Origin of the sequence: Nocardia sp. NPDC004168 (assembly GCF_040610355.1) — a bacterium.
In the GTDB taxonomy this organism is placed as follows: domain Bacteria; phylum Actinomycetota; class Actinomycetes; order Mycobacteriales; family Mycobacteriaceae; genus Nocardia; species Nocardia sichangensis.
This window is the reverse complement of record NZ_JBEXME010000076.1, coordinates 1-5,056: the sequence shown is the minus strand read 5'-3', so window position 1 is coordinate 5,056 and position 5,056 is coordinate 1. Positions and strand designations below refer to the sequence as shown.

Annotated in this window: 4 protein-coding genes; 3 read left to right on the top strand and 1 reads right to left on the bottom strand. The window is 56.9% G+C overall.

Annotation, left to right across the window (positions count from 1 at the left end; all coding sequences use genetic code 11):
* On the bottom strand, nt 1-245 hold a 245-nt coding region (locus ABZW96_RS37225; protein WP_355081548.1), incomplete at its 3' end, for a transposase.
* A gap of 619 nt (nt 246-864) precedes the next feature.
* Between ABZW96_RS37225 and ABZW96_RS37220 the strand changes: the two genes are divergently transcribed.
* From ABZW96_RS37220 to ABZW96_RS37210, 3 genes are all read left to right on the top strand, one after another.
* On the top strand, nt 865-1,137 hold the full coding sequence (locus ABZW96_RS37220; protein ID WP_355081546.1) for a MerR family transcriptional regulator: 273 nt from the start codon (nt 865-867) through the stop codon (nt 1,135-1,137).
* Between the two features lie 157 nt (nt 1,138-1,294).
* On the top strand, nt 1,295-1,522 hold the full coding sequence (locus ABZW96_RS37215; protein ID WP_355081544.1) for a hypothetical protein: 228 nt from the start codon (nt 1,295-1,297) through the stop codon (nt 1,520-1,522).
* Between the two features lie 773 nt (nt 1,523-2,295).
* Nucleotides 2,296-4,362: a hypothetical protein gene (locus ABZW96_RS37210; protein ID WP_355081542.1), complete on the top strand. Its 2,067-nt coding sequence runs from the start codon at nt 2,296-2,298 to the stop codon at nt 4,360-4,362.
* Nucleotides 4,363-5,056 lie beyond the last annotated feature (694 nt).

Sequence of the window (5,056 nt, the reverse complement as noted above, 5' to 3'; positions counted from 1 at the left end):
CGGTGTCGGGGCGAGCGCAAGCAGCTGGCGGGCTTCGGGGCCGGCGAGGTTCGTGGCGCCGCTGCGGTGGAATGCGGCGAGAAAGCTCGGGTAGTGTCACCAGCGTCGGCGAGCAGCTGCGTCAGCTGGGCGAAACCGGCTGGATCGTCACCGATGCGCTTCTTGAACACGAGTTTGCCTTCGTGGTCGACGATCGCGATGTCGTGGTGCCCTTCCGCCCAGTCCACGCCGCAATAGTTGCTCAATCCAGTCCCTCCATCAGGTGTCTTCCGGTGTTCGATGTCCCTGGCGGAAACGCGCAGCGCCCTACTTACGAGCCTCGATGGGCTTGCCTCCGATGAGCTGTTCGCGATCCCAGCTCACCCGCACGGCGCCGGTCTATCTCAGAACTCGAGGGCTCGTGAGATCACGGGGCGTCTGCTCGTGCGGGAGGGCTCGGACCACGGGCTATCCCAGTCGAGTGCGACGGCAGGGCAGGAACGACATGCCGTTCCTGCCCTGCCGACTCCGCCGCCTCCTCGCCCGCGGTGTTGCATAAGGGCTCTAGCCCACGAGATGTGCAGGGGTCGAGGCGAAGCAGGTCGATCGCGATCCGGCAACGGTGCTCGCGGCCTGTCTTGAGGGCTCTGCTGCCCGGGGGAAAGAAAGGAGTCACCGAGCAAGATCTGAACGGGGTGATAACCAGGCGGGCTGAGTTGCCGCGGTGCCACCTACCTACCGTCGTTCACAGATAAGTAGGGGCAAGAAGTCATACCGGGCCCGGCGACCGAGGCCCTGGATCGGACCCACGAGAAAAGTAACGGGCGCGTATAGCTATCCATTTATGGCTAGTGATACTTTCCGTATGTCACGGCAGTCGCAAGGATGCGTATCGGGGAGCTGAGCCGACGGTCGGGCATTTCGGTGCCGACAATCAAGTTCTCCCTTCGGCAGGGACTACTGCCGTCTGGTGAACTGACGAGCAGCAACCAGGCGGCGTGCAGCAATGCGCACCTGCATCGCCTGAGGCTGATCCGCGCACTCGTCGACTTGGCAGGTCTATCCGTGGCTCGCGCACAAGAGGTACTCGGGTCGCTCGACTCAGAGGGTTGGCGTTGTATCGCCGCATCGGCATTGTCCACCGTGCCGTCACAGTGACACCAGATTCTGTTGCAGGTGGCGAGATTCGCGACCGAGTCGGAGCGCAGGTGCAAGATTTCCTCGACAAGCGGGATGGGTAGTCGAACCGGGCGGGCCTGGCATCACAGCGCTGATCGAGACCCTCGCGGTCCTTCGGTCACTTAGACAAGAGAATTTGGCCGATCTGGACGGCTATGCGGACATCGTCGAACCGTTCGCCGAGCGCGAGATTGAAATGGTCGTGTCGCATGGCGACGCCGACCGGATTGCCGAGAGCGTCGTGGTAAGGACGATACTCGGCGAGAGACTCATCGGAGCGCTGCGCCTGCTGGCTCACGAGCACTTGTCTGCCAGGTATCTGGGCCGCGCTACTGCTGGCACGGTGGACAGCGGAAAGGATTGACCTTATTACTGCTGCACATAGAAGCTGCTACGGCAAGGTGTCGATTTCATAGGCGATTCCTTCGTCACTGCACGCAATCGCTGACCTACGACAACCGAAGTCAAGCGCGTCCCTGCCGGTGGATAGCCACTGCAGATTCCTCATCTCGTGATTTGTCACACACGCCCGCGAAGGTAATTTTTATCCTAGGCCGAGCCGGTGTCTTCGGTAAAAATTGAGCAGATTTACTTAGGTGCGGTCGGATTTTCCTAGCAACAAGCCGGACTGATTCCTCCAAGCAGTTCGCGGGGTCCTCGTATGCAGATGAGCGATGTCATCATGGTGGCCGCAGCGACGTTCACGGAAGAGCTCCGACCGCCGTCAAGGGTTAAGGCGGCGGATGATGGTTGGCCGACACGCTCGGTTCGTGGAGGATCTTACTGGACGCAACTACGGTTATTTTCTTAGTGCCACTAGAGCTTCGCATGAATTTAACTTTGAATATCATGCCTGCGACCTGGTGCCGACGGTCATTCACAGAAGATGTTTATCAATAGACGCCGAGCAGGGTGCTCTTCAATCACGACGAAATCGCCGAACAACCAATAGCGCCAGGTTTAGACGAAGTGTTCCGGCAACAGTGGCCGCCAGTGCAGATCGAAGATTCTGATCTAGATTTGGCTCGAATGGCTGTGACCCCAGCTTCGACAACTGATGCGCACTTCTTGGTTGATCGCGAAGTCGCCGAGAGGTTCTGCGGAGTAGCAAGATCACGACAGCAATAGGAGAGATCCATGAGTGACAAGGTGCAGGACGCGGTCGAGATATACAACAGTCTGAGCAAGATGGGTTTTTGGGAGAAAGTAAGTTTCAAGGACAACGAAGACTTGCTGGCCTTAGAAATGATCGCCGGGTTGAGTGCATCGGAGTTCGAGCAGTTCTTTAGTACGATTAATCCTAGTCATCGACGGCTCCTCTACCTTGACGCGGATCAGAATCTGAAAGAAGACCCGAGGTATAAGGACATTCTCAATGCGTTCGAATCCGGTGACCCGCAACCCTATATCGGTAAAAAAAAGAAAGAGGAGAGTGAGCCCGAAGATGATGAATATACTAAGTATGGCTTTGAAAGTTTAAAAAAAGAGGAGAAGCATGCGCAATATGTGGATCTCTATGTTCCGAAAGGTTCCAGTGCGCAATTGGTCAGCTTAATCGAAGACATAGAGTTCACTATGCAATGGTGTCTAGACACGCTCGGACTCGGCGCTCCGAAGGCCGCGCCTGAATTCACTCAAGTGCTAGATGATACACATGCTATGACTATAGGCGGATGGTCGAAAATCAGAGATGCACATGACGATCTGAAAAACCAGTTAAAAACGCGGCAGGACGAATACGCGGCTGCCCATAGGGATGTGAAGGGCGTCACATATGATTCGGCAATCACGGGCTCGGATACATTCAAAGAGCTGGGGCGAATCATGAATGACCTTAACGATCGTTTGAAGTTCGAACCGCATGGCCTCACTCGTTCCGGCAATCAGCTCACAGAAAGTTCCGGTGGACCGGCTAATTCGGAAATGCAGGTAGCCGTTTACGAGAAGAATACCGATGAGAATAGCAAAGATAACGGAAAGTGGTTTCTGACCGCATCTGCAGAGCAGAGATATTATGTCAGCGCCTTGGATAGCGCTGCTCAAGAATGGGAAAAGGTTTACGACGGGGCTGTTAAAAGTTTCCAAAAGCAAGCCGAGAAAGTCGACGACGCAAAAGGGCAAACAAGTACCGAAAACGGCAGTACTGATAGTCGCAACAATGCTAGCAATAATGCAAGCAACAGCAATTCTGATAATAGCAAAGGCGACAGCATTGTCCCGTCGGTACAAGGTTCTGCGATTCGGTGGAACGGGGACACGGGCGAGAATTTGACTTCCGCCGACGACAGTTTGGTGGACGGATCTACTGATGTCTCGGAATCGATGACTGATACGGATACCAGTACTATCTCCGATGATGAGGTTCCTGAAACTCCGTACTCGAGTTCCGACCAGCTTGCCGCCCTGCACTCGACACCGCAGGGCGCTGCCGGTACAGGGGCGGGGGTGAATTCTCCTGGCAGCGCGAACACTGGTGTCGCCCCGCCCGCCGTTACAAGCGGTGACAACGGTGCGAGCGCATTGCAACAAATGGCGATGATGAGCGCTCTCAACGGAATGAACCAGGGCAATCATTCGCCCAGCGATGACCGGTACGACCGTGCCCGCCCAGAGCAATATCGGCGCGGAGAACAGGAACGGGAGCGAAACCGCAGTACCCAGGAGAACACCACGAATCAGGCGATGCAGCAGGCGGCGCCTGCCAGCACAACTGCACCGAAGTACACGGGGGCCCCACCTCCAGTGAACACCCCAGGCGGAGTTGTGGATTATAAGGTCGGGAATTCTACCCTGCAGGTTTCGCAGCCCGTCGCAGAAGCGTTGCAGCGGCAGACGCAGAACACTGCCACCGATGCGGCATCCGCATATGCCGGGACTGCGGGCGAGTCGACGTCCGACCATCCATGGGCGATAGTCAACGATGTCGCTCAGTTGAAGACGGGTGATATCGTGCAGTGGGAGAAGCACAGCGCGCTGATAGTGAAGAACGAAACGGGCCTCAACATCCTGGATAACGGCCAACTGATCCCATTGAATCCCAACCTGCCGCCGCTGACTGCAAAATATGGGAATTTTACGGGCTACGCCCACCCCACGGGACTTGATGTCGGTTCCGTCGATCGTCTCACAGCGACTCCGCGTCCTTCTGAGGTCAGCTCGACGCATTCCGTCAGTTCACCTTCCATCGTACCGCCGCAGGTTTGAAATGGTCCCGGGGAATCGCGAAGAAATGATCGTCACCGGGTTTAGACATGTGGTTTGGGCGCGATGTTCGTCGCCTATCGGAAATGAATGGTGGGTCGACTACTCGCCCCTTCCGCCACACTAGGGTCACGACAGGTTCTAACCTTAGTATCGCGTAAATTGTTACTGCTGTGACCGCCTCGGGATCGGCGGGTTGATCACTAGCGTGATGAACGGTCGTGGTGATTGCGGTGGCTCGATATGGTGGAAAAACCACCCGGCATACATACGGACAGCCCCAGCGATCTTACAGATTCGCGTCCCGTGTCGCTTGATCAAGCTCGCCGACACGTCCCGTCCGGCTGTTCGCGGGTCGGTGGCGCTGGTGGAAGGCCGCGCGCTGGGCCCAGACCGTGCGGCGGGAGGAGGCGGTGATGATGTCGGCAGCATTAGCCAGTGGGGTGATCACGAAGTGATGAGATGTCGGAACCCCATGCGCAGCAAGCGGCGTGTGGTCGATGACTGGAACGGGGACGGTATCTACAATTGAGAACCACAATGAAGTGGCTGCGCCTCCTATCGCCGCACGAGGGGTTCAGCACCAGGTCCGACGACCTTGAACGCCTGCGAATTGTTCGATGCGCAGGCGGTGGTGTCCCCAAAAGGCGGATCGCGGTCGTCGAAGGGCTGATCGCGTTCGGATATTCGGGGCGGT

Excerpts from the sequence above, each read along its gene's own strand:
- ABZW96_RS37220 (WP_355081546.1), top strand. The coding sequence starts at position 865 with ATGCGTATCGGGGAGCTGAGCCGACGGTCGGGCATTTCGGTGCCGACA.
- ABZW96_RS37210 (WP_355081542.1), top strand. The coding sequence starts at position 2,296 with ATGAGTGACAAGGTGCAGGACGCGGTCGAGATATACAACAGTCTGAGC.